This is a genomic window from Wolbachia endosymbiont (group A) of Alloplasta piceator, assembly GCF_964028505.1.
Classification (GTDB): Bacteria; Pseudomonadota; Alphaproteobacteria; order Rickettsiales; family Anaplasmataceae; genus Wolbachia; species Wolbachia pipientis.
Window position 1 is genome coordinate 984,036 of record NZ_OZ034793.1, and the last position, 21,764, is coordinate 1,005,799.

Consider the following 21,764-nt stretch of genomic DNA (forward strand, 5'->3'; position numbering starts at 1 on the left):
AACAGATGGACAATGATGGAAGAAAAGCCATACTGAAGTAAGTAAAATAGCGAGGTTTAAATGGCATTAAGATCAAAATTATTGGATGAAAAAGTAGTAGAATCAGCAAAAGAAATGCTGAAGAAAGTAAGGAATAATGCATATGTTTCAAAAAAACTAAATGCTGTAATTGCAGCAAAAAAGTACAGTATAACGGCTGTAGCAAAAATATATTGCATTTCAAGAAGCGCACTAACTTCGTGGGTAAAACTCTTGAAAATTGGCAGAGAAGAAAAACTGTTTGCTCCTTCACAACGTCGTAGAAAAACTAAATTAAATCAGGCTCAACTACAGCAAATTGAAGAGTGGATAGAAGAAAATCCTAATATCACCATTAAAGAAATGAGAATAAGAATCCAGGAAAAGTTCGGATTAAATATCAGCAAATCTACAGTACACCGCCATATGCAAAAGATGAAATTCTCATATATTACACCAAGACCAGTTCATAATGGACAAGATAAAAGCAAACAAGAGGAATTCAAAAAAAAATCTCAATGGAGCTATTAGCAAGTATCCAGAAAAAGAGCTATTTTTCTTTGATGAATCACGGTTTGGCACACATTCAAAAGTTGGACATGGGTGGTTTAAAAAGGGGATTAGAACACAGGTTAAAACAAAATTAGGTAGGCAAAATTTCTATCTCTATAGTGCAGTTAATCCTAGAAATGGAGAGAGTTCTAGCTTATTTGCACCAAATGTCAACACTGATTGCATGAACATATTTCTTGAGCAAATTTCGCAATATCTAGAAACACGAGAGGCTTTTCTCGTTATGGACTGTGCTAGTTGGCATAGGTCAAAAAATTTAAAGGTACCTAAAAATATCGACATTATATACCTACCTCCATACTCACCTGAGCTAAATCCTGTTGAGAGGCTTTGGTTATGTATAAAACAGAACATTTTGCGCAATAAAATATACGATACAATTGCTCTACTTGAGGGTGCTTTGTGCAAATTTATTACTTCTCTTGCCAGCTCCACAATTAAACAACTCTGCAATGTTTCCTATTTGACTGGACAACAATGAGAATTGGTATTAGCAGCTACATTCAAAAGTTCATTATCAAGTTGTTGCAAACGTTCTTTCATATATTCATATTCAATTTCAGTTTGCATGTAGAAAATTTTTAAAGGTCTATTTGAAGCCATACCAAGAAAAGAAACACCTGCAGCCATATGAACGAGCCATGAAATCAAAAAGTCGCTTTTGCCGATTTTAGGTGGGCCACCCAGTACCAATAAGCCTCTTTTTGTTAAAATTCTTGGTGAGATTATATCCTCTGGTGTTGGCGATCGATCGTCCAAGTATTCTTTCACACTGAAAAAAGGAATTTTTTGACCAATAGTTAAAAAGTTTTGTAGCATATAATAACCTCCTATATGTTGGGCGTGACAGGTTGAATTGCAAAAGCTTTAGTTTTAATTTTTGTAAGAAGTTTTCCTAGATGCGGTTCTTCAACCATATTAAGGCAACCACTTCGATCTTTAGCAGGATATCCCCAAGAATTAATCGTCTGACAGACAAATGAACGAACCTCTGTACCATCATCTTTCTTGATTCCAACCATACTAATTATAGCTCTTTCCACAGAAGTCCGGATATGATAAGATTAAGGATAGATGGCGATAAGGAGGTTGGATGCCGGCAGCATATAGTTATGATTTAAGAAAAAAAGCAATGGAAGCACTAGACGAAGGGGAAAGCAGAGAAGCAGTGGCAGCAAGATTTAAAATTGGACGAACTACTTTGTGGGAGTGGCAGCAAAGAAAAAAAGAAACAGGCGACTTTCAGTCAAAAAAACTCGGTAATGGAGGTTACAATCAGAAAATTATCGACTGGAATAAGTTTATCGAATTTGCTAAAAAACACGGTAGAAAAACTCTGTCGGAAATGGCTAAACTTTGGGGCAACGTTAGTATCCAAACGATCCACCGAGCTCTCAGAAAAATTGGATTTACGCGCAAAAAAAGACATATGGATACAAGGAAAGGAACGAAGAAAAACGTGCTGAATTCTTAAAAATTATAGCAACAAAAGAACCAGAAAACTTAGTGTATATAGATGAGTCTGGGATTGATAACACGGAGGACTATCCATATGGGTATTGCCAGAAAGGACAGCGATTTTATGCCCTAAAATCTGGAAAAAAACTCAACGAATCAGCATGGTTGCAGCCTTAAGTAGAAGAAAGATAGTTGCTCCATTAACATTTGAAGGCCACTGTAATATGGATATTTTTAATGGATGGTTTGAGCAATTTTTGGCACCGATCTTAGAACCTGGACAAACTGTCATTCTTGATAATGCTACTTTTCATAAGTCTGATAAGCTTATCAAGCTCGCTAAAGGAGTCGGTGCAGAAATTTTGTATCTGCCGCCTTATTCTCCAGATTTTAACAAAATTGAGCATCATTGGTTTGCTATAAAAAACAGAGCCAGGAAAAACATTCCTCTATTCGAATCCTTTCGTCGTGCTGTTGATTCTGCCTTCCTATGACCTATTCGGACTATTATGAGAAATGCTATACTTCGTCAACTATCCCAGGAATTTCACTTGCAGTTTTAGCTCCTTCACATTGAGGTAGCCAAGTCGAGCGATTGAAATCATCGAGGTATTGTCCAAGAGTTCCAACTGTAATGATGTCTTTATTTGGAATATGTTGAAACTGATTGAGCCAAGCCATCATTTCTTGAGCAAGTAACCCGTAAGCAGCTCTCATATCTTGTTTTCCTGATCTTTCAGAAAAAGCTTCAGGTTGCATTTTTGCCCATAATAGACATAAACGAGAGGCTACTGTAATACTATCGATAAAAACACATCGATACTTGAGAAACTCTGAAGAAAGCTCTTTGTATTTACTGGATACATGCTCATAGTGTCTTTGGCTATACGCTGAGTCAGATTTTAACGCAGGATTAGGACCACCTATGAGACATGCAATATCTCTTGCCTCATTCCAAGTACGAATACTTACAGAATCCCCTTGCCAATCTTGAACAGCAAGTAAACCTGCCTCAAAATCAAGACAAAGTGTTGGTTCATTTATGGTCTTTAAGAGACTAGTTTTACCTATACCATAAGGACCAAAGATGACCATTTTTATACCTGTTTGAACTTTTAGCCGTTCATTGCTGTTCATTATTTTCATTTTTCTCCCAGTACCTAAATATATATGTACGATGACCTAGGCAATTCGTCCGCAATTTGCAAAAAAAAATTTTTGAGCAAATATAATCGAGAGCTTATAACTTCTCTAAAACTGAGAATTTATTGCGTATTCGTTCTAGTGTGCGATAGATAGTTGTCTTTGGTATTTTGGTTATTACAGAAACTTCAGTAATAGTAAATACCTTAAGTAATTGACATAAATTACTATCTTTTTCAGACAAAGTTGAAATTATATTATTTATATCAGTGCGAATTATCGCTTCGATTTCCGAGTTCCTATGATCTGGAATATCGTCGTTTATATCATCAAAAGTTATATTACGTTTTAGACATAACTGATTGCGTAACATATTGCGAGCACAATAATTAGCTAATCTAGCAACGAAAGTACTAAAACTACTTCTTTTCTCATCGTGCCGGTTAAGATATTGCCAAACCTGACAAAAAAGCTCTTGTTCTATATCTTCGAGACTTTCGTTAATAAAACAGCTTTTGGATTTAAGGCGCGAAGCTTGAAATCTCACATGTTTAACAATTGTAGAATCGATTCCTTGATAAGAATTCTTCATAAAAACTCCAAAAGTTTCATGAATAGAGATTTTTACCAAGACTTTGTATGACTAATTTATTATAAAAAAGCAGTAATAATTTTTTTATCTAAAAGAATAAAATCTTTAAAAATTAAAATAAGATTTAAACGTTTTGATACACTACTGAAGCTACTTTTTCATAGGTAAAAAACTACCAATTTCGTACCTAATTTCTGAATTACTAATTAGTATTTCAGAAAGCAGTAATCGTTAAGTTATTGATAATATTGTCTTTTTTATGTTCTATTCCTAAAAGCCGTTTCTAAAGTTAAGTGGCTAAAATCGGCCAGTGAAGAGGATTTACGGATTACTGAAGTCTTATATATATTATATATATATTTAAATACAGGTAAAATATAATATATGATAATATAATAATATAAATATTGGCGTAATATAAGTTATGTAAAATAGTTATTAAGATAAGTAAAAACTCAAATGGCAGGATATGAAATTTTTTTTAATTTTTTTTCAAAATTGCGGACGAATTTGCGAGTCATCGTACATATATATTATACAGGGCATTGAACTTTAATTACACAAAGGAGTTTTTGTACGTCAATCTTAACGCTAGATCTCGGCAAGCAAACAGGCTGGGCAATTCTAACAGATGGAATAATTGAAAGTGGGAGCAAAAGCTTTCATGGTAGTCGTTTCAGCGGAGGTGGAATGTGTTTCTTAAACTTTTGCAATTGGCTCAATTCTTTGAAAGACATTTCTGCAGTGTACTTTGAGGAGGTGAGAAGACATTTAGGAACTGATGCAGCCCATTGCTACGGTGGGTTTCTTGCAGTGCTGTCTGCTTGGTGTGAAGAGAACAATATTCCCTACCAAGGTGTTAATGTTAAAACTATAAAACGCTTTATAGCAGGCAAAGGCAATGCAAGTAAGAGTGAAGTTATTGAAGCGATACGTGAAAAAAGTTTTTCACCTAGAGATGATAATGAGGCCGATGCTTTGGCATTAATGTTCTATATTAGTAAAGATATTAATAAGACGAAAAATCCATAAAAAGTGGGTCCTTTCAGCCAGAATGGCGGATTTGGTGGGTTCAACCCCAGGCCTTCTTTAGCGTCAGAGATATTTTGAATATTAACTTTTTAATTATTAAGGATTTAAATTATATGAATTTAGCAATCCACTACTATCCTGTTGAAAACCTCGTCGAATATAAGCGTAATCCTCGTAAAAATGATGATGTAGTAAATAGAATGTGTGCTTCAATCAGGGAATTTGGCTTTCGTATACCAATAGTTGCAAAAAGCGATGGAACTGTGGTTGATGGTTATTTAAGACTTAAAGCAGCAAGAAAACTTGGTATGGAGAGTATTCCAGTGGTCTTAAGTGATAATTTAAATGAACCACAAACTAAAGCTTTTCGGTTACTGGCAAATCAATCAGCTAACTGGGCAAAGTGGGACGATGAGCTTTTGAAAGTGGAAATTCAAGAGTTAGAAGATTTGCAGTTTGATCTTAAAATGACTGGATTTGAATTGGAAAAAGTTCAACGTTTTCTCGATGATTTTGATGGAAAAGAAGAAGTAGAAAGAGGAGTTTTGGAGTTAATTGATAAAAAGGTAGAAATAGCAAAACCAGGGGATTTATGGATTTTAGGTGATCATAGAATCTATTGCGGTGATAGCTGCGTAGTTGAATCATTTAAAGCAGTATTAGATGATAAAATGGCAGATATTACTGTTTGTGATCCTCCATATAACGTTGATTATGGTAGTAGCCAGGAGAGAGAAGATAAAAAAATATTGAATGATAATCAAGGTGAAAAGTATGAGCTTTTTCTCTACGACATCTGTTCCAATATTTTAGCATATACGAAAGGAGCAATTTACATCTGCATATCATCATCAGAGTTTTCAACGCTGCAAAAAGCATTTGAGGAAGCAGGAGGAAAATGGTCAACATTTATCATTTGGGCAAAGAATCATTTTACGCTAGGCAGGTCTGATTATCAAAGACAATACGAAGCAATGCTCTATGGATGGAAAAGCGGCAATAAACGTGAGTGGCATGGAGGTAGAAATCAAAGTGATCTGTGGTTTTATGATAAGCCAACACATAACTCATTACATCCAACGATGAAGCCAGTAGAGCTAATGGAGAGAGCAATAGTAAACAGCAGCAGATCAGGAGACATAGTACTTGATCCATTTAGCGGTTCTGGCAGCACACTGATTGCATGTGAGAGAACAGGAAGAATTTGCAGAACAATAGAGCTAGATTCAAAATTTGTAGATGTAACGATAAAACGTTGGCAAGTATACACAGGTAGGGAGGCAATTTTAGCCGGTACTGGTAAAACCTTTTCACAAATTCAAGAAGAAAAACAGTAAGAAAAAAGTGGAAAAGATAACGCAAACAGAATGGGCAAAAGAACAAGGATTTTCAAAGCAATATGTCTGTTATTTAGTAAAAAAAGGAATAGTTAAGTTGGAGGATGGTTTGATCGACCGAGAACAAGCAAATGAAGCAGTAGCGGCAATAAGAGATCCAAGTCAGCCACTGAGGAGGAAAAATCCAGAAAATACAAGTAACCTTTCCACGATGTTGCTAAAAACTAGAATAAAAAATGAAATGGAACGAGGTAAACTGCTTGAGGCAAAGGCAAAAGCTGAGATTGGTGAACTTGTAGCAGTAGAGGAAGTAAAGCGCGAAGCATTTAATGTAGCAAGAGTTGTCCGTAATAATTTGCTTAATATTCCAAATAGAGTTTCAGCGCTGCTTGCATCACTGAGTGACACTGAAAAGATTCATGGAACATTGACTGAGGAAATTACAAACTCACTTGAAGAATTATCTAACACTAAATTTCAAATGTAAAAAGATTTTGAATATAAAATGGCTGATAACCTAAGTTTGGAGTTAATAAAGTGCCTCATTAATCAACCAGGGGTAGATATAAACATTAGAGGATCAAACGGAAAAACCCCACTACATTGCGCTATAGAGTTTGATGAATTAAGTATGGTAGATCTGTTACTCACGAAAAAGAACATTAATCCTTTTGTAGAAGATAATGATGGTAAAACATCTCTTGATTACGCCAAAGAAGGGAAAAAAGCAGAAATATTACAAGCGCTAATTAATAACAAGTACGGGTCAGAACAAGATAGCTTACTTCATTTAGCTGCAATGATAGGTGAAGTTAATGCAGTTAGATATTTGATAGGAAAAGGTATTGACGTTAATGTACGAAATGCTTTGCATCATACGCCATTACATCTAGCAGCAGGAATAGGACATGCAGAAGTTGTAAAGATTTTGATAAGAGAAGGAAAAGCTGAAATCGAGGTTTTTGATGCACGAAATCAGACACCGATGCACTATGCAGTTAATAACAAAAAGTTGGAGATAGTAAAGTTACTGCTAAAGCTAGGAGCAGATGTAAATAGCGCACGTGTAGGACAAAACTCGATGAAATTATCACCTGTTCATATAGCTGTAAGTAATACTAATTACGATGAAAGAGACTTATGTCTTGATATCCTCAAATCCTTAATAAAGGAGCCTAATGCTCAAGTAAATTTGCAAGACTACGAAAATAAAACACCACTACATTATGCTGAAAGACTAAAAACAATAGAAGTTTTACTAACGCGAGAAGATATAGACCCTCTGGTAAAAGACGATAGCGGTAAAACACCATTTGATTACGCTAAACCTGAGATAAAGAAGACTTTGATGAGCAATAAGTATGGTTCTGAAAAGAATAGTCTACTCCATTTAGCTGCACAAAGAGGAGAAATTGAGATTGTAGATGCAATTTTAAAAGAAGAAATCGATATTGATATTGTAAATAATAAAGGTCTATCACCGATTTACCTTGCTGCGGAAAAAGGGCATTTACATGTAGTAAAGTTATTGCTGAAAAAAGGAGCAAATTATACACCTGTTTTACATTTAGCAATTAAATCAAACAATTTAGAGTTACTTAAAGTTTTATTTACTGAAAAAAATGGTGCATTGCTCTGCAGAGATACCGTTATTAATTTTCCAACCCTTCATAATAAATATATAGCACAGAGAGAAATAGCAGATAAAAGGACGAAAAAACATAATAATATTATCTGCATCTGTATTACAGTTAGTGCAGTAGCAATGGCAGCATATATAGGTTTAACAGCAGCAACAATAAGCAGTGCAATCATTTTTGCAACAGCAACAGGGATATTTGCGCTTATTATAGCAATAATGGTAAGTGAGATGAGCAAAAGATATATAGAAAACGAATTTCAGAAAAAGATGTTTATGGAATTAGAAGGGCAAAAAGGGACAGAAAGTGTCAGAATTGATAGTGTTGAAGTAGAAAGTTTACACAACAGTTGTTTGAGTGGAGTATAATGATCTACAGTGCCAGTTTTTATTCAGGATTAAAGCCAGATCCCCAGCTTAAAGTATCAGAGTGGGCGAATGAGTATCGAGTTTTAGCGCCAACTGCAGCATCAGAGCCAGGAAAATGGAGAACAGAGAGAACTCCTTATTTAAAAGAAATCATGGATTCACTTTCTCCTTCTTCACCGGCTGAAAAAATAGTATTCATGAAAGGAGCGCAGATTGGAGGAACAGAAGCAGGAAATAATTGGATTGGCTATATCATAGATCAAACACCAGGTCCAATGCTAGTAGTACAGCCAACAGTTGAAATGGGAAAACGTTGGTCAAAAGGAAGATTTGCGCCACTGATTGAAAGTACACCATGTTTAAAAAGTAAAGTAAAAGACCCAAGATCAAGAGATTCAGGCAATACTGTACAAAGTAAGGAATTTCCAGGTGGAATAGTAGTAATAACCGGAGCAAATAGCAGTGTAGGACTTAGATCCATGCCAGTAAAGTATCTCTTTCTTGATGAAATAGATGCATATCCAGGAGATTCAGGAGGAGAAGGAGATCCAGTACTGCTCAGCATAGCTCGAACCAATACATTTGCACGACGAAAGATTTTTTTAGTATCAACACCAACGATTCATGGAATAAGCAGAATTGAGAAGGAATTTGAAGCAACAGATAAGCAGTACTTTTTTGTACCATGTCCGTATTGTAATTACTATCAAGTTCTAAAATGGTCACAAATAAAATGGGAAGATAAAAATCCAAGTACAGCACACTATATATGTATAGAATGTGGTGAAAAGATAGAAAATCATCAAAAGACAGAGATGCTTGAACGTGGAGAATGGAGAGCTACAAATCCAATGAAAGGTGAGAAAAAAGGATTTCATCTTTCAAGTCTTTATAGCCCAGTTGGGTGGTATAGTTGGCAACAAGCAGTAGAGGATTTTCTGCATGCAAAGGAAAGTGAACAATTACTGAAAGTTTGGATAAATACTACGCTTGGAGAAACTTGGGTAGATAAAGGAGAAGTACCTGATTGGAAGCAATTATTTAACAGGAGAGAATTTTTTCAGATTGGCACAGTACCAAAAGGCGAAGTAGTTCTCACAGCAGGTGTTGATGTCCAAAAAGATCGTTTAGAAGTAGAAGTTGTAGCATGGGGAAAAAGCCGTGAAAGTTGGTCAATAGACTACCAGGTATTTGAAGGAGATACTGGAAGTAGAGAAGTATGGGGAAAGCTTTCGGAGCTTCTGAGTCATCATTTTATCGGTGAAAATGGGCTTGAATATATGATAAGCATGATGGCGGTAGATGCTGGATATGCAACGCAAGAAGTATACAACTGGGTAAGAGGTCATCAAGGATCTGGAAGAGTAATGGCAGTCAAAGGTGTAAATAAAGCCCTAGTGCCACTGAGCAGCCCAAGTAGAGTAGATATAACAGTTGGTGGTCAAAAGCTAAAGAGAGGAATAAAGCTCTGGCCAGTGGGAGTATCGATATTAAAGTCAGAGCTTTTTCAATTACTTAATATTTTGAAAGAAGAAGAGGGAAAAGCTCTACCTGGATATTGTCATTTTCCGGAGTATGCACCTGAATATTTTAAGCAGCTAACGGCAGAGCAATTAGTCAGCAAGGTAGTAAAAGGATACACCAAACAGGAGTGGCAAAAGGTAAGAGAAAGAAATGAAGTATTAGACTGTAGGATTTATGCAAGAGCAGCATCGATAGCACTGGGAATAGACAGATGGCCAGAGAGTAAGTGGAATAGTTTGAGTGGAAAAATGGAAAGTAAAAAGCCTAAAAAAGTGAGACAAAGTAAATGGTTGAATGAGAAGTAAAATGTACAATCAGGAATATTTAAGTCAAGTCGAAGAAGCGATAAAAAAACTGCAAAGCGGAGAGCGAGTAGTATCAATTGCATATGGTGACCATGTGGTGAGATATGCTGAAGTTCAGATAAATGACCTGCTGAATCTACGGCAACGTATTAAGGCTGAACTGAAAGTTGCAGGTGTGAGACCGAAGAGAAGAATTGTGATTGCGACAAGTAAGGGAATTGACAAAATTGTGTAAAAATGTTATAGTTTAAAATTGGTATTTTCTAGTTAAAATATGGATCAAAGTCAAGAAAGGCTTAATGTTAATGTAAATTTTGAGGGGGAATTTGCTCACTACCTTATAGAAATGGCAAAAGTTCAAAATAGAACTATAGAAGAGGTTGTAAAGGACCTAGTGGAAGAAGAAATTGAAGCAAGTAAATTATCTGAAGAAGATGATGAAATAGATGAAGTAGATATAAAGTTGGCTAAGCTTTCTCTTGAGCGTGATGCTAGAGGTGATGAAGAAATTAGAAGTGAGGATGTAGATTGGAATAGAATATTATCTGCAAAAACAGTCTAAAGGTGGAGATACAAGCTGAGATACGATATTATCTATTCAAAAAAAGTTCTTGAGGAAGACTTTCTTGCATTACCACCAACGATAAGATCTAGAGTGAGAAGAGCTGTAGATAGTCGTCTTGCAACCAACCCTAAAGCAATAGGTAAAGCATTATCGCATGAATTCAAAGGGTATTTTAGGATACGAGTAAGTGATTATCGTGTAATTTATAGGATAAATTACTCAAAACACACAGTAACTATTACTGCAATGGGACATCGGAGGGACATTTATGAACGCAGCCCAGAATAAGCGTTGGTATTTGTGCAAGAGCCTCATGCATAATTTATAAAGTGTTAACAGCCAGACTCTCCAGCAGCTTGCTGTAATTTTTTAATGTCAAATTGCGCAACAAACTGCTGCATAATCAAAGAGGCAAAATGCTATTAAAATCGTTCAAACAACTATTTAGAGGTTGTCCGGAAACAAGTAAAAGGCTATAATATCTGAAATTTTAGTACGGGGTAAAGATGAGAAAAAAGTATCCAACAGATCTAAGCGAAAGGGAATGGGCAAGAATAGAAAAACACTTCAGAGTATCATACAAGAAAGGAGGAAGGCCGCCAAAGTATAGCAAAAGAGAAATATTAGAAGCAATTTTCTATGTATTGCGTACAGGGTGTCAATGGCGGTATTTACCAAATGATTTTCCGCTATGGAAGACTGTGTATGAGCAGTTCAGGCAATGGAAGAAGCAGGGAATTTTTGAGAAAATGAATTATGAAATTACAAAATATAGTAGAAGAAAAATAGGAAGGAATGAGCAGCCGAGTGCCTGTATAGTAGATAGTCAATCTGTAAAGACTACAGAAAAGGGGGGATCAAAGGCTATGATGGAAGTAAAAAAGTAAAGGGTAGAAAAAGGCATATAATTACAGACACTCAGGGTTTTATACTAGGTTGTTACGTAGGCGCTGCTAACGAAAATGATAGAGATGGTATTAAAATAGCATTAAACAATATGAGAACAAAATATACTAAAGTTAAAAAAATGTGGGCTGACATGGGATACCAAGGAAGAAATTCAAAGAATCACATAAAGGAAGAATATGACATAGATATTGAAATTGTTACAAGGCCTCCATGTAGATTTTGGGTGCACAAAGATACGCCACCTGAGCTACTACCAACAAGAGAACAAGGGTTTAAAGTACAGCCAAGAAGATGGGTTGTAGAAAGGACTTTTGCTTGGGTTAATAGGAATAGAAGGCTATCGAAGGAGTATGATTTACTCACAACATCCACTGAGAATTTCATATACCTAGCTATGAGTAGGGTTATGTTAAAGAGGGAATATGCTTGAATTTACTAGTTTCCGGACAACCTCTTATACCAATTCCCATTACAGGGCAAACAGATGGACAATGATGGAAGAAAAGCCATACTGAAGTAAGTAAAATAGCGAGGTTTAAATGGCATTAAGATCAAAATTATTGGATGAAAAAGTAGTAGAATCAGCAAAAGAAATGCTGAAGAAAGTAAGGAATAATGCATATGTTTCAAAAAAACTAAATGCTGTAATTGCAGCAAAAAAGTACAGTATAACGGCTGTAGCAAAAATATATTGCATTTCAAGAAGCGCACTAACTTCGTGGGTAAAACTCTTGAAAATTGGCAGAGAAGAAAAACTGTTTGCTCCTTCACAACGTCGTAGAAAAACTAAATTAAATCAGGCTCAACTACAGCAAATTGAAGAGTGGATAGAAGAAAATCCTAATATCACCATTAAAGAAATGAGAATAAGAATCCAGGAAAAGTTCGGATTAAATATCAGCAAATCTACAGTACACCGCCATATGCAAAAGATGAAATTCTCATATATTACACCAAGACCAGTTCATAATGGACAAGATAAAAGCAAACAAGAGGAATTCAAAAAAAAATCTCAATGGAGCTATTAGCAAGTATCCAGAAAAAGAGCTATTTTTCTTTGATGAATCACGGTTTGGCACACATTCAAAAGTTGGACATGGGTGGTTTAAAAAGGGGATTAGAACACAGGTTAAAACAAAATTAGGTAGGCAAAATTTCTATCTCTATAGTGCAGTTAATCCTAGAAATGGAGAGAGTTCTAGCTTATTTGCACCAAATGTCAACACTGATTGCATGAACATATTTCTTGAGCAAATTTCGCAATATCTAGAAACACGAGAGGCTTTTCTCGTTATGGACTGTGCTAGTTGGCATAGGTCAAAAAATTTAAAGGTACCTAAAAATATCGACATTATATACCTACCTCCATACTCACCTGAGCTAAATCCTGTTGAGAGGCTTTGGTTATATATAAAACAGAACATTTTGCGCAATAAAATATACGATACAATTGCTCTACTTGAGGGTGCTTTGTGCAAATTTATTACTTCTCTTGCCAGCTCCACAATTAAACAACTCTGCAATGTTTCCTATTTGACTGGACAACAATGAGAATTGGTATAAGAGGTTGTCCGGAAACAAGTAAATTCAAGCATATTCCCTCTTTAACATAACCCTACTCATAGCTAGGTATATGAAATTCTCAGTGGATGTTGTGAGTAAATCATACTCCTTCGATAGCCTTCTATTCCTATTAACCCAAGCAAAAGTCCTTTCTACAACCCATCTTCTTGGCTGTACTTTAAACCCTTGTTCTCTTGTTGGTAGTAGCTCAGGTGGCGTATCTTTGTGCACCCAAAATCTACATGGAGGCCTTGTAACAATTTCAATATCTATGTCATATTCTTCCTTTATGTGATTCTTTGAATTTCTTCCTTGGTATCCCATGTCAGCCCACATTTTTTTAACTTTAGTATATTTTGTTCTCATATTGTTTAATGCTATTTTAATACCATCTCTATCATTTTCGTTAGCAGCGCCTACGTAACAACCTAGTATAAAACCCTGAGTGTCTGTAATTATATGCCTTTTTCTACCCTTTACTTTTTTACTTCCATCATAGCCTTTGATCCCCCCTTTTCTGTAGTCTTTACAGATTGACTATCTACTATACAGGCACTCGGCTGCTCATTCCTTCCTATTTTTCTTCTACTATATTTTGTAATTTCATAATTCATTTTCTCAAAAATTCCCTGCTTCTTCCATTGCCTGAACTGCTCATACACAGTCTTCCATAGCGGAAAATCATTTGGTAAATACCGCCATTGACACCCTGTACGCAATACATAGAAAATTGCTTCTAATATTTCTCTTTTGCTATACTTTGGCGGCCTTCCTCCTTTCTTGTATGATACTCTGAAGTGTTTTTCTATTCTTGCCCATTCCCTTTCGCTTAGATCTGTTGGATACTTTTTTCTCATCTTTACCCCGTACTAAAATTTCAGATATTATAGCCTTTTACTTGTTTCCGGACAACCTCTTAACAGCTTCCAATTTGAATTCTGCCGTATATTCTCTTGCCATTTCTAATCCTCCAAAATTTTATTTTACTCGAAAAAACTCCTTTCTTTCTCTCCACTTTTTCTGGGTAAGGTCAAGAAGCCTATTGTCTAATTATGTACCTAAATTTTATTACGGCACTTTCACTACTACTTTAACGAGTGAGCTACCTTTCTATAAAAGACCTATCGACTGTTGCAATTATAGGCGTAAACAAGAATGATAAAAGAGTACGAGATTGAGTAACTATGTACACTTCTGCTGGCATACCAGGGTATAGGTATACGTTTTTAAACTGAGCAAGCTCTGGTTTTGGTATCACTACACGTACTGAATAATAACGCCCTAGACTTGGATCATCAAGGGCATCGGGAGAAATATTGCTTACTATACCATTAATTAAACTTAAACGACGTGCACTGTAAGCACTTAAACGAACTTTAACCTTTAGCCCTTCTAGCCCATCAATAGAGACTATATTGCTATCTTTCTTTTGTGCTGACAGTATCTCTTCTATGTTTCTGGTCTGAATTTTAGCATCTATTATTAGGTCATCATCCGATGGCACTACGCTCATGATCGGAACTCCAGATTGTATAACACCACCTTCAGTATGGTATCTTATATCTGTGACTATCCCATCTTGAGGCGATTTAATTATTGTACGTGCTAATGAATCTTCAGCAACCATCAGTCTCTCTTTCAAGTCTGCAATAGACGTACTAACTTCCTTAAGTTCAGCGTTTGCTCTTTCTTGAGAATCATTTCTCACGTTTATAATTTCTAATTCGTTCTCTCCAATTTTTTGCTGCACTTGAGATATTGCAGAACGGTAATGTCCAACTCTGCCTTCAATTTCAGCAAACTGCTTTTCTAAAGCTAAAATGTGTGGTTTGCTTATATGGCCACTATCAAGTAACTGTCTTTTTGTTTCCAACTCCTCAGTTATCAAGTCATATTGCTTATGAGCTGCATTTAGTTGAAAGTTTAGCCCCGCTAATTCATCATTTAACTGCTTTATACGTTGTTGCAGTATGTCTGTTTTTCCCAATATGCTCTTTCTCTGAGAGTTGAACAACTTTACTTGATTCTTTATCGCTTTATTTACAAGTTCATCGTGAGATAATTTTTTAACCTCATCAGGAAACTCGAGCGTGTCCAAATCTACTCTGATTGCAAGAAGCCTTGCTTCTGTTGCTAAAAATGATAAGAGCTTCTCTTTGATGATACTTAAATTCGCCTTCTCGTTAACATCACTCAACAAAACTAGAGGCTCATCTTTTTTAACTGCTTGACCCTCTTTTACTAAAATTTTGCTTATTATTCCTCCGCCCAAGTGTTGAACTATTTTTCTATTTGAAGATACAATAACTTCTCCACTTGCATGCACCGCACCGTCAATTGGAGCTATAGCCGACCAAATACCACCTATCCCAAAAAAGATGAGTATTACTACCAGACCAAAAAATAGTGGTCCCCATGTTACTTTCAGGACTTCATTTACGTTATTACTTTCGCGTTTTAAAATAAAATTTATCACTGCATCAATCAATGCAAACGTCTTATCCAAAAATTTTGGGTACTTCTTCTTTTTATTTTTTGCTCCTTGCATATTTATATTATCACCATGGCCAATCAAGCCTGTCAAAGAAAATCCAGCGCTAAGCTTTTTTAACTTACTTATCATAATACTACTGTGAATTTGTGTTAACTCAAGATAACACACAAAAACAAAGAATCTATAATTTAAGCATTCCATTTAGACTGTAGGGCACCAGAATAAACTATTTAGTAACAATTCCTGCATCAACTATGTTTTTAAAATTTTTTGACGTTTAACTTTATTATAACTTTTTCTTTACTTTGTGAATATCTGAGTTACTTATATTATGTAAGAAATCTATTGCCAACTAGTCAATATTCTGTTAGGAATTAAGGTAATATAAAGTTATTATGCTTAAATTGGAAAGCAGAAAGTTCCTGATTACTGGCGCATCAGGCGGAATAGGGCAAGCAATTGTAAAAATTATGCACAAAGCCGGAGCAACTTTATGTATTTCTGGCACAAAAAAAGAAGTGCTCGAAGAAGTTGCTAAACAATATGAAAAAAATATGCACGTACTCCCTTGTGATTTATCAAATGCTGAGGAAGTAAATCAACTAGTAAACAGAGCAAGTGAGTTGATGGAAGGCTTTGACGGGCTTGTATGCAACGCGGGCATTACGCAAGACAGTTTATTATTGAGAATGACAGATGAAGCATGGCAAAAAGTAATTGATATTAACTTGAGCTCTATATTTAAGCTGAGTAGAGAAGCATGCAGGAAACTAATTAAGAATAATTGGGGAAGAATTATAAATATTTCCTCAATAATAGGGCTAACAGGAAACGCCGGGCAAGCAAATTATGCAGCGTCTAAAGCTGGAATAATAGCCATGAGCAAATCTATAGCAAAAGAAGTTGCAAGTCGTAATATAACAGTAAATTGTATTGCTCCTGGGTTTATAGATACTAAAATGACTGAAGTTTTAAATGAAGGACAAAAGGGAAAAATATTAGATAATATTCCAATGAAAAGAATGGGAACAGGGGAAGAAATAGCAGCAGGGGTCTTGTTTTTAGCAAGTGATGAAGCAAAATATATAACAGGGCATGTGCTCAATATTAATGGTGGGTTATTTATGTAGCAACACTTATGTATGGACAAATTATAATTTTTACTTTAAAATAAAAAATGTGTAGGTTTAGGTTTACGTTAATTTATTACTTAGAGGCAAAAAAATGAGCTCTATAATAGGATTTTTTGGTGTCTTGTGTGTAGTATTGCTTTTCTCTTTCTCAGGTTACGCAGCTATCACTGGTCCTGATATGGATGATACAACACAAGTAATATGTAATATTATTGGTTATGTTTGGGGGATAGGCGGTCCACTTATGACGGTAGTAATAATTGGTGCAGCTTTGCTTGCAATATTTGGCAGGATGCCGTGGCCAGCCCTCTTTGCTCTAGGCGTGTTTTGTGCTGTATTTTTTGGCGCTAAGACGATTATAATAAAAGTTATGCCCAATGTAAGCGATGAAGCAAAAGCTATGTTGGAAAAGTGTGGAAAGAAATAACCCATAAAAGTACAGAAATGCTTTTTTGTTATCCATTAAATCGCTTCATATCTTCAACTTGCAACAAATAAGGGCTATCTTTTGGTAAAGTTTTAACAGCTAGCTCAGCATATTTTGTAAATTGCTTTAAATCACCTTCAATACAAGCCTTTTTTGTCAAGGCAAAATAATGCATTGCCGTATCAGCTTCACATTTATATGCAATGCTTAAATACTTCCAGACAAAAGCGTTATTTGGTTCTATATTCAAAATCTGCTCCAGGTAAAAAATCGCCTTTTTTGCATCACCGTGTAATAATAAAGTATGAGATAATGCAAGTTTCACTAAATAACTGTTTTTCTCAGATAAATACCTAAGCGATTCCTCATACATTTTTATTGCTTCACTTAAATTTCCGGCCTTGTATAGCATTTCTGCTTTTAATTCATATAGGTATGGGTCATTGCGTGACTCTTGAATCAATGAATTAACTTTAGCAATAGCCTCTTCTATCTTTCCTTGCCTATAGCAAACTATAGCATTTACATACTCAGAATTATTTTCATATTTATTAGATAACACATGAATAGGAGCAAAGAAAGAGTCTAGCTTGGCAACCACACGCTCAAACTTTAGTAACTTATCCGCAAAAATTGGTTTTACGTTGTTTTTAACCTTATAATTTTGTACAGCAAACATACGTTTCTCACTAAGTGGGTGAGTGCGGAAATATTCCTCGGTGTTCTCATGCTCAATACTTTTAAAATAATCAAAAATCTCTTTCATACCTGAATTATCATAGCCAGATTCATCAAGATACCTTAAAGCATAGCTATCTGCTACACTTTCTTGCTCTTGAGAATAGTTAAAAAATAGCCTTGAACTAAACGCTACACCACTAAGCAAAATTGCACCAGCAACCTGAGGGTTAATGATAATACTAGAAACTAATCCTACCATATAACTAATCATTGCTATCGATTGAAAATAACCCATAGCACTAATCATTTGCAATATATGACCAGCAGATATGTGAGCAATCTCATGTGCTAATATACCAAGCAGGACATAAGGTTTAGCCGAATATTGTAAAAGTCCTAAATGAATGAAAATACTGTTATTGTTAATTACAAAAGCATTAATCGAATTGTCATTAATTATAAAAACTTTTATTTGCTCATGATCAATATCCGCAGCAGAAAATAAAGGTTGCGCTAGCTCTTTCACTATTGCTTCCACTTCACTATCTCTAATAATGTTAATAGAGTAAGCATTATTATAATATGCAAAAAAGAACAATAAGGTCAAAAACTTAGCAACTCTAAACATGAAAATTCTGTGCTTGTATAATTTATAGAAATTCTATATTTTAACACTTAAATTATACAAATTTATAAACGCTAGTTTAAATTTTTAACGTAACTGATAAGTTTGTCGATGGTAGTTAACTTAATTTTATGTTGTTCAGCAAATTTAAGTAACTGAGGTAAGCGCATCATAGAGCCATCATCATTCACTAATTCACAAATAACTGCTGAATGATCAAACCCTACTAACTTCGCCATTTCAACACTCGCTTCAGTATGACCAGCACGTTGTGCCACCCCACCTTTATGTGCAATTACAGGAAAAACATGACCTGGAGTTATGATGTCATCCTGAGTACCATCCTTGTTGATAGCAGCATGTATAGTTTTCGTTCTATCCTCTGCTGAAACACCGGTTGTAATGCCATAACGTGCATCAATTGATGTAGTAAATGCGGTATGATTTTCACCAATATTTTTCTTTTCCATGAAATTAAGGCCCAACCTTTTCATGTGAAATTTAGTCATTGCTAAGCAAACAACCCCTGTACCGTACCTAACCATAAAAGCCATATGTTCCGGCTTTATTTTCTCAGCTAAGACAATCAAATCGCCTTCATTTTCTCTATTTTCATCATCAACTAAAATGAATAATTTACCGGAACGAGCATCCTCTAATACATCTTCCACAGAAGAAATACCTGGTAGACTCATTGAAGCATAAGTGGCCTGTACCATAATAATTTACTTAAATTCAATCTTAACTATTTTATACAATTTCTCTCCATTTGGCACTGTCACTTCCACATATTCACCGACTTTTTTGCCGATTAAGGCACTCCCAAGTGGTGAACTAGTAGATATTAACTGCTTTGAAACATCAGCTTCATATTCGCCTACAACCTTATAAACATATTCCACTTCACCGTTATTATCACTTAACATGCTTAATGTCACAGTTGCACCAAACATTACTGAATCACCAGACAAATTTTTTACTTCTATTACTTCCGCATGTGAGAGCTTACTTTCTATCTCCATTATACGGCCTTCAATAAAACCTAACCTTTCCCGTGCTGCATGATACTCTGCGTTTTCAGACAAATCACCTTGATCACGAGCATCAGAAATAGCCTGTATCACAGAAGGTTTTTCTTCCTTTAATTTTTCAAGTTCGGCTTGCATATTCTCAAAACCTTCACTCGTTATAGGAAATTTATTAATAATGGATGAAGCCATAATCACCACCTAAACGCAATTAAATTGAGTAACGAAATTACTCACAATGTTAAAAATATCACCCTTTATATCATCACTCATGTCATTTGACAACTTTTTTAAAACCCCAGGATGCACAGTATGAAAATAATTAATAAGATCATGTTCAAATTTATTAATGTAACTTATTTGTATTTTACTTAACTGATTATATAGGTTAGAAAAAATATACATCAGCACTACTTGTTCTTCTATTGACATAGGTAAATGTTGTTTTTGCTTTAATAACTCGACAAGATATTTACCCTTATTCAAGGATAATTGAACACTAGCATCAAGATCAGAACCAAATTTTGCGAAATCTTCTAATTCTCTATACTGAGCTAAGCTTAGCTTTATAGAACCAGCAACTTTCTTCACAGACTTTAGTTGTGCAGCAGAACCAACCCGTGAAACTGACAAACCTATATTTACTGCAGGTCGAAATCCTTTATAAAATAATTCAGACTCAAGAAAGATCTGCCCATCGGTAATTGAAATAACATTTGTTGGCACATATGCAGATACATCACCAGCTTGAGTTTCGACAATTGGCAAAGCAGTTAAAGAACCCTGCCCTTTTTTATCAGACATTTTAGCAGCTCTTTCAAGCAAGCGAGAATGTACATAGAATATATCTCCAGGGTAAGCTTCACGACCAGGAGGACGTCTGAGCAATAAAGACATCTGCCTATATGCCACAGCATGCTTGGATAAATCATCATATATAATCAAACAATGCATTCCATTGTCACGGAAAAATTCCCCAATAGTGCAACCAGCATAAGGTGCTAAAAATTGCATAGGCGCGCAGTCAGATGCACTAGCCACAACTACAGTTGTATACTCTAATGCTCCGCTTTCTTTCAGCTTATTTACCACTTTTGCTACTGTTGAAATTTTTTGCCCAATAGCAACATAAACACAGTAAACTTTTTGATTTTCGTTTACCTCATCGTTAATCTTCTTCTGATTGATAATAGTATCAAGCGCAATAGTAGTTTTACCAATTTGTCTATCACCAATAATTAATTCACGCTGCCCTCTACCTATTGGAATTAGCAAATCTATAATTTTAATTCCTGTTTGCAGTGGCTCATGCACAGACTTACGATCAATAATGCCTGGCGCTTTAGATTCTATATCCATTCTGTTTTTGGCTCTAATTTCCCCACCGTCGTCCATAGGATGGCCCAACGCATTTACAACTCTCCCTAACAATTCATGCCCTACAGGCACCTGCACAACATCACCACTACATTTTACAACGTCCCCTTCTTTCACATCACGGTCATTACCAAGCACAACTATTCCAGCCGTATCATGATCTAAATCGAGAACTATTCCTTCTACACCACTTGCAAAAAATACCTTTTCACCGAATTTTGCTTTTTCCAGCCCATAAACCAATGCGATACCATCTGTTACTGAAATTACTTCACCTATATTTTCCCGCTTTATAGGATTATCAAACGTCTCAACCTTTTCTCTTATTATACTTGCTATCTCAGAAACATTCATACTGTTCTTCATACAAAATTCCTTACTTTTAATATTTCCATTTTACTTAAGTCAACTAACCTATCCAAGTAACTTTTTAGCGAAGCATCGATCAAATTAAAACCATACCTAACTACGAAGCCACCTAGTATAGAAGGGTCAACCACATTGCTTACTTTTATTATTTTACCAAGAAAGCTCAAAGATTCAGTAATTATTTTTATATCAGATTCCTTTAAAGTTTCTGCTGACTTTATAGTAATTTCGAATTCATTTTCATTTTCTCTTGCAAGACTTAAGAATTTTTCTAATATAAGGATCAATAAACTAGAGCGTTTATTTGCAAATATAACCATAATAAATTTTACTAAATTCTCACTCAAGTGCTCATTTATAGAAAGCATCACTTCTTTTTTGTGTGCAAAAGAAATCATAGGATGAGATAGGTACACAAAAACATCACGTTGATCCTTAAAAAAAGCCAACAAAAATTCTACTTCTTTCCTTATAATACCTAACCTGCTTCCTGAGACATGAAATAGCACTCTAGCGTAAGATGAAACTAAATTATTGTATTGGGTCTTTTTCATATTAAATCCAGTAAATCTAATTAAATCCAGTAAATCTAAATTAATTCAG

The 21,764-nt window shown here is 35.3% G+C and carries 21 protein-coding genes and 4 pseudogenes; 14 read left to right on the plus strand and 11 right to left on the minus strand.

The features are described 5' to 3' along the window. Positions 1-60: 60 nt before the first annotated feature. Positions 61-1,072, plus strand: a protein-coding gene (locus ABWU31_RS04790) for an IS630 family transposase (protein WP_353271077.1) whose coding sequence is annotated in 2 segments (ribosomal slippage) — positions 61-522 and positions 524-1,072 — 1,011 coding nt in all. Because the reading frame shifts where the segments join, the coding sequence is not laid out codon by codon here. Between the two features lie 8 nt (positions 1,073-1,080). Here ABWU31_RS04790 and ABWU31_RS04795 read toward each other — a convergent pair. Both ABWU31_RS04795 and ABWU31_RS04800 read right to left on the minus strand, forming a co-directional pair. Next, a pseudogene (locus ABWU31_RS04795) lies at positions 1,081-1,410 on the minus strand (AAA family ATPase); the annotation flags it as partial. 11 nt (positions 1,411-1,421) lie between these two features. Continuing rightward, a pseudogene (locus tag ABWU31_RS04800) lies at positions 1,422-1,622 on the minus strand (hypothetical protein); the annotation flags it as partial. A 62-nt stretch (positions 1,623-1,684) separates the two neighbouring features. Between ABWU31_RS04800 and ABWU31_RS04805 the strand changes: the two are divergent. After that, a pseudogene (locus tag ABWU31_RS04805) lies at positions 1,685-2,543 on the plus strand (IS630 family transposase). Between the two features lie 28 nt (positions 2,544-2,571). Here the strand turns inward: ABWU31_RS04805 and ABWU31_RS04810 are convergent. Further along, positions 2,572-3,195, minus strand: a pseudogene (locus ABWU31_RS04810) (ATP-binding protein); the annotation flags it as partial. 94 nt (positions 3,196-3,289) lie between these two features. Next, positions 3,290-3,784 carry a sigma-70 family RNA polymerase sigma factor gene (locus ABWU31_RS04815; RefSeq protein WP_190321275.1) on the minus strand — a complete coding sequence of 165 codons (495 nt, stop codon included), beginning with the start codon at positions 3,782-3,784 and terminating at the stop codon, positions 3,290-3,292. A 582-nt stretch (positions 3,785-4,366) separates the two neighbouring features. On the opposite strand from ABWU31_RS04815, the gene ABWU31_RS04820 reads away from it, so the two are divergent. The 10 genes from ABWU31_RS04820 (at position 4,367) to ABWU31_RS04865 (ending at position 13,015) form a co-directional block, all read left to right on the plus strand. Continuing rightward, positions 4,367-4,816 carry a crossover junction endodeoxyribonuclease RuvC gene (locus ABWU31_RS04820; protein WP_038228276.1) on the plus strand — a complete coding sequence of 150 codons (450 nt, stop codon included), beginning with the start codon at positions 4,367-4,369 and terminating at the stop codon, positions 4,814-4,816. Between the two features lie 113 nt (positions 4,817-4,929). Then, a complete protein-coding gene (locus ABWU31_RS04825; RefSeq protein WP_353271391.1) occupies positions 4,930-6,153 on the plus strand; it encodes a DNA modification methylase in 1,224 nt (407 codons plus the stop codon). Positions 6,154-6,160: 7 nt separating this feature from the next. Then, on the plus strand, positions 6,161-6,640 hold the full coding sequence (locus tag ABWU31_RS04830) for a hypothetical protein (protein WP_265023917.1): 480 nt from the start codon (positions 6,161-6,163) through the stop codon (positions 6,638-6,640). Between the two features lie 18 nt (positions 6,641-6,658). Continuing rightward, the gene (locus ABWU31_RS04835) at positions 6,659-8,161 is read left to right on the plus strand and encodes an ankyrin repeat domain-containing protein (protein ID WP_353271129.1); all 1,503 of its coding nucleotides are present in this window, start codon (positions 6,659-6,661) and stop codon (positions 8,159-8,161) included. Beyond that, positions 8,161-9,990 carry a phage terminase large subunit family protein gene (locus tag ABWU31_RS04840; protein WP_353271130.1) on the plus strand — a complete coding sequence of 610 codons (1,830 nt, stop codon included), beginning with the start codon at positions 8,161-8,163 and terminating at the stop codon, positions 9,988-9,990. Before ABWU31_RS04835 ends, ABWU31_RS04840 begins: the two co-directional genes overlap by 1 nt. Position 9,991: 1 nt before the next feature. After that, complete coding sequence (locus ABWU31_RS04845) at positions 9,992-10,225, plus strand: gpW family head-tail joining protein (RefSeq protein WP_143688830.1); 234 nt, start codon at positions 9,992-9,994, stop codon at positions 10,223-10,225. A gap of 39 nt (positions 10,226-10,264) precedes the next feature. Further along, complete coding sequence (locus ABWU31_RS04850; RefSeq protein ID WP_143688829.1) at positions 10,265-10,552, plus strand: hypothetical protein; 288 nt, start codon at positions 10,265-10,267, stop codon at positions 10,550-10,552. A gap of 93 nt (positions 10,553-10,645) precedes the next feature. Then, on the plus strand, positions 10,646-10,843 hold the full coding sequence (locus ABWU31_RS04855; RefSeq protein ID WP_353271131.1) for a type II toxin-antitoxin system RelE family toxin: 198 nt from the start codon (positions 10,646-10,648) through the stop codon (positions 10,841-10,843). Positions 10,844-11,061: 218 nt separating this feature from the next. Further along, a protein-coding gene (locus ABWU31_RS04860) for an IS5-like element ISWpi1 family transposase (protein WP_353271062.1) occupies positions 11,062-11,894 on the plus strand; the annotation gives its coding sequence in 2 pieces (ribosomal slippage) (positions 11,062-11,431 and positions 11,431-11,894; 834 coding nt in all). A gap of 109 nt (positions 11,895-12,003) precedes the next feature. Beyond that, positions 12,004-13,015 (plus strand): IS630 family transposase gene (locus tag ABWU31_RS04865; protein ID WP_265029767.1). Its coding sequence is split into 2 segments (ribosomal slippage): positions 12,004-12,465 and positions 12,467-13,015, totalling 1,011 coding nucleotides; the frame shifts between segments, so codons are not numbered across the junction. 36 nt (positions 13,016-13,051) lie between these two features. Here ABWU31_RS04865 and ABWU31_RS04870 read toward each other — a convergent pair. After that, positions 13,052-13,884, minus strand: a protein-coding gene (locus tag ABWU31_RS04870; RefSeq protein WP_353271062.1) for an IS5-like element ISWpi1 family transposase whose coding sequence is annotated in 2 segments (ribosomal slippage) — positions 13,052-13,515 and positions 13,515-13,884 — 834 coding nt in all. Because the reading frame shifts where the segments join, the coding sequence is not laid out codon by codon here. A 245-nt stretch (positions 13,885-14,129) separates the two neighbouring features. Further along, positions 14,130-15,650 (minus strand): HlyD family type I secretion periplasmic adaptor subunit, encoded by a 1,521-nt coding sequence (locus ABWU31_RS04875; RefSeq protein ID WP_353271132.1) that lies wholly within the window; start codon positions 15,648-15,650, stop codon positions 14,130-14,132. Positions 15,651-15,916: 266 nt separating this feature from the next. On the opposite strand from ABWU31_RS04875, the gene fabG reads away from it, so the two are divergent. Then, a complete protein-coding gene (fabG, locus tag ABWU31_RS04880; RefSeq protein ID WP_077188170.1) occupies positions 15,917-16,651 on the plus strand; it encodes a 3-oxoacyl-[acyl-carrier-protein] reductase in 735 nt (244 codons plus the stop codon). A gap of 94 nt (positions 16,652-16,745) precedes the next feature. Then, the gene (locus tag ABWU31_RS04885) at positions 16,746-17,081 is read left to right on the plus strand and encodes a TrbC/VirB2 family protein (RefSeq protein WP_236514837.1); all 336 of its coding nucleotides are present in this window, start codon (positions 16,746-16,748) and stop codon (positions 17,079-17,081) included. 28 nt (positions 17,082-17,109) lie between these two features. Here the strand turns inward: ABWU31_RS04885 and ABWU31_RS04890 are convergent, their stop codons facing one another. The 5 genes from ABWU31_RS04890 to atpH form a co-directional block, all read right to left on the minus strand. Beyond that, on the minus strand, positions 17,110-18,390 hold the full coding sequence (locus ABWU31_RS04890) for a M48 family metalloprotease (RefSeq protein WP_353271133.1): 1,281 nt from the start codon (positions 18,388-18,390) through the stop codon (positions 17,110-17,112). Between the two features lie 71 nt (positions 18,391-18,461). Next, positions 18,462-19,106, minus strand: coding sequence for a 3,4-dihydroxy-2-butanone-4-phosphate synthase (ribB, locus tag ABWU31_RS04895; RefSeq protein ID WP_007549343.1), 645 nt, complete (start codon positions 19,104-19,106; stop codon positions 18,462-18,464). 6 nt (positions 19,107-19,112) lie between these two features. Beyond that, positions 19,113-19,607 (minus strand): transcription elongation factor GreA, encoded by a 495-nt coding sequence (gene greA / locus ABWU31_RS04900; protein ID WP_077190318.1) that lies wholly within the window; start codon positions 19,605-19,607, stop codon positions 19,113-19,115. Positions 19,608-19,616: 9 nt separating this feature from the next. After that, the gene (gene atpA, locus ABWU31_RS04905; protein WP_012673176.1) at positions 19,617-21,158 is read right to left on the minus strand and encodes a F0F1 ATP synthase subunit alpha; all 1,542 of its coding nucleotides are present in this window, start codon (positions 21,156-21,158) and stop codon (positions 19,617-19,619) included. Then, complete coding sequence (gene atpH, locus ABWU31_RS04910; RefSeq protein ID WP_010962742.1) at positions 21,155-21,715, minus strand: ATP synthase F1 subunit delta; 561 nt, start codon at positions 21,713-21,715, stop codon at positions 21,155-21,157. The genes atpA and atpH overlap by 4 nt, the downstream gene beginning before the upstream one ends. Positions 21,716-21,764: the final 49 nt, after the last annotated feature.

Excerpts from the sequence above, each read along its gene's own strand:
- atpA (WP_012673176.1), bottom strand. The coding sequence starts at position 21,158 with ATGAAGAACAGTATGAATGTTTCTGAGATAGCAAGTATAATAAGAGAA.
- ABWU31_RS04840 (WP_353271130.1), top strand. The coding sequence starts at position 8,161 with ATGATCTACAGTGCCAGTTTTTATTCAGGATTAAAGCCAGATCCCCAG.
- greA (WP_077190318.1), bottom strand. The coding sequence starts at position 19,607 with ATGGCTTCATCCATTATTAATAAATTTCCTATAACGAGTGAAGGTTTT.
- ABWU31_RS04845 (WP_143688830.1), top strand. The coding sequence starts at position 9,992 with ATGTACAATCAGGAATATTTAAGTCAAGTCGAAGAAGCGATAAAAAAA.
- fabG (WP_077188170.1), top strand. The coding sequence starts at position 15,917 with ATGCTTAAATTGGAAAGCAGAAAGTTCCTGATTACTGGCGCATCAGGC.
- ABWU31_RS04825 (WP_353271391.1), top strand. The coding sequence starts at position 4,930 with ATGAATTTAGCAATCCACTACTATCCTGTTGAAAACCTCGTCGAATAT.
- ABWU31_RS04815 (WP_190321275.1), bottom strand. The coding sequence starts at position 3,784 with ATGAAGAATTCTTATCAAGGAATCGATTCTACAATTGTTAAACATGTG.
- atpH (WP_010962742.1), bottom strand. The coding sequence starts at position 21,715 with ATGAAAAAGACCCAATACAATAATTTAGTTTCATCTTACGCTAGAGTG.
- ribB (WP_007549343.1), bottom strand. The coding sequence starts at position 19,106 with ATGGTACAGGCCACTTATGCTTCAATGAGTCTACCAGGTATTTCTTCT.
- ABWU31_RS04890 (WP_353271133.1), bottom strand. The coding sequence starts at position 18,390 with ATGTTTAGAGTTGCTAAGTTTTTGACCTTATTGTTCTTTTTTGCATAT.
- ABWU31_RS04875 (WP_353271132.1), bottom strand. The coding sequence starts at position 15,650 with ATGATAAGTAAGTTAAAAAAGCTTAGCGCTGGATTTTCTTTGACAGGC.
- ABWU31_RS04835 (WP_353271129.1), top strand. The coding sequence starts at position 6,659 with ATGGCTGATAACCTAAGTTTGGAGTTAATAAAGTGCCTCATTAATCAA.
- ABWU31_RS04885 (WP_236514837.1), top strand. The coding sequence starts at position 16,746 with ATGAGCTCTATAATAGGATTTTTTGGTGTCTTGTGTGTAGTATTGCTT.
- ABWU31_RS04850 (WP_143688829.1), top strand. The coding sequence starts at position 10,265 with ATGGATCAAAGTCAAGAAAGGCTTAATGTTAATGTAAATTTTGAGGGG.